This is a genomic window from Mesorhizobium sp. M7A.F.Ca.CA.002.09.1.1 (assembly GCF_003998555.1).
Classification (GTDB): domain Bacteria; phylum Pseudomonadota; class Alphaproteobacteria; order Rhizobiales; family Rhizobiaceae; genus Mesorhizobium; species Mesorhizobium ciceri.
In genome coordinates this window covers 1-1483 of record NZ_RZRR01001133.1, presented here as the reverse complement: position 1 = coordinate 1483, position 1483 = coordinate 1, and the positions used below count along the sequence as shown (strand labels likewise).

The window sequence follows — 1483 nt, the reverse complement described above, 5'->3', positions numbered from 1 at the left end:
GTCGCGGTTTCCGGCATCGACATCGTCAGGCAGGACGAGATTTGCAGCGAGGACGGCAAGTCCTGGCCGTGCGGCGTCCGGGCGAGGACAGCGTTCCGCGCCTTCCTGCGCGGCCGCGCGGTGGTCTGCACGGTGCCGCCGCAGGGCGGCCGCGACCTGATCGCAGCCGAGTGCCGGATCGGCAAGCAGGATGTAGGTCAGTGGCTGGTCGAAAATGGCTGGGCGCGCGCCGCCAAGGGCGGCCCCTATGTCGAGGCCGGCGACAAGGCGCGCATGGGCAAGAAGGGCATTTTCGGATCGGCGCCCGATCTGTCGGGCATGCCGGCGATGCCGGCCGCGCCAGGCCCGGCACCTCAGGCGCCGGGTTCGATCCTGGAAGAGGTCGACGGCGTGCTCAAGCCAGCTGACCAGCCAGCGCCCGCTCAATGAGCGCACGCGTCTCGGCAACGCCGTAGAGTGCTGCGAACGAGCCGAAGCGCGGGCCGCGCTCCTGGCCGATCAGCACCTGGTAGATCATCTGGAAGAAGGCGCCCGATACGCCGGGGCCGCCTTCCGGGCTCTGCTTGGAATGATCCTGATAGCGCTCGATCCTGCGTGCGACGTTGAGCGAGGCGTTCTGGATCGCTTCGCCGCTGGCGTCCGCCGGCAGCGCGCCAAGTGCTTCGTCGAGGGCTGCCAGCGCTTCGCGCTCGACCTCGTCGGCGGGCCGGAAGGTTTTCGTCGGCTTCACGAAATCGTCGAAATAGCGGATCGCATGGCCGACCAGCCGGTCGAGCTCTGGATGCGTCGCCGGCGTCACGCCTTGCGTATGACGTGAAATGAACCCCCACAGCACATCCTTGTTCTGCGCGTTGGAAGCGCTGACCAGATTGAGCAGCAGAGAGAACGGCACCGGCATGTCGATCGCTGGCGGGTTGCCGTCATGCATATGCCAGACCGGGTTGCCCAGCCGCTCCTTCCAGTCCTGGCGGGGATAGGCGGCGAGGAACGTGTAGTATTCATCCACGGCCCGCGGGATAACGTCGAAATACAGCTTCTTGGCCTGCCGCGGCCGTTGGTACATGTAGAGCCCGAGGCTTTCGGTCGGCGCATAGGTCAGCCACTCGTCGATGGTCAGCCCGTTGCCCTTCGACTTCGAGATCTTCTGGCCGTTCTCGTCGAGGAACAGTTCGTAGACGAAATGCTCCGGCGCCCGTCCGCCCAGAATGTTGCAGATACGGTCGTAGACCACCGCATTGGTCTGGTGGTCCTTGCCGAACATTTCGAAATCGACGCCAAGCGCTGCCCAGCGCATGCCGAAATCCGGCTTCCACTGCAGCTTCACGCGGCCGCCGGTGATCGAAAGCGTGGTCTCGGTGCCCTCGTCGTCGAAGGTGATGGTGCCGGCTTTGGCGTCGACATGCTTCATGGGCACGTAAAGCACGCGGCCGCTCTTCGGCGAGATCGGCAGGAACGGGCTGTAGGTCGCCTGCCGCTCCGGCCC

General features: G+C 65.7%; 2 protein-coding genes. One reads left to right on the top strand and one right to left on the bottom strand.

Features of this window, described 5'->3' with window-relative positions:
• Positions 1–429, top strand: a 429-nt coding sequence (locus tag EN994_RS31030) for a thermonuclease family protein (RefSeq protein WP_164746396.1), incomplete at its 5' end; no start/stop codon positions are given.
• Here the strand turns inward: EN994_RS31030 and EN994_RS31025 are convergent.
• Positions 395–1483 (bottom strand): lysine--tRNA ligase (locus EN994_RS31025; protein ID WP_164746395.1); only part of this gene is annotated, 1089 nt, incomplete at its 5' end. The genes EN994_RS31030 and EN994_RS31025 overlap by 35 nt on opposite strands.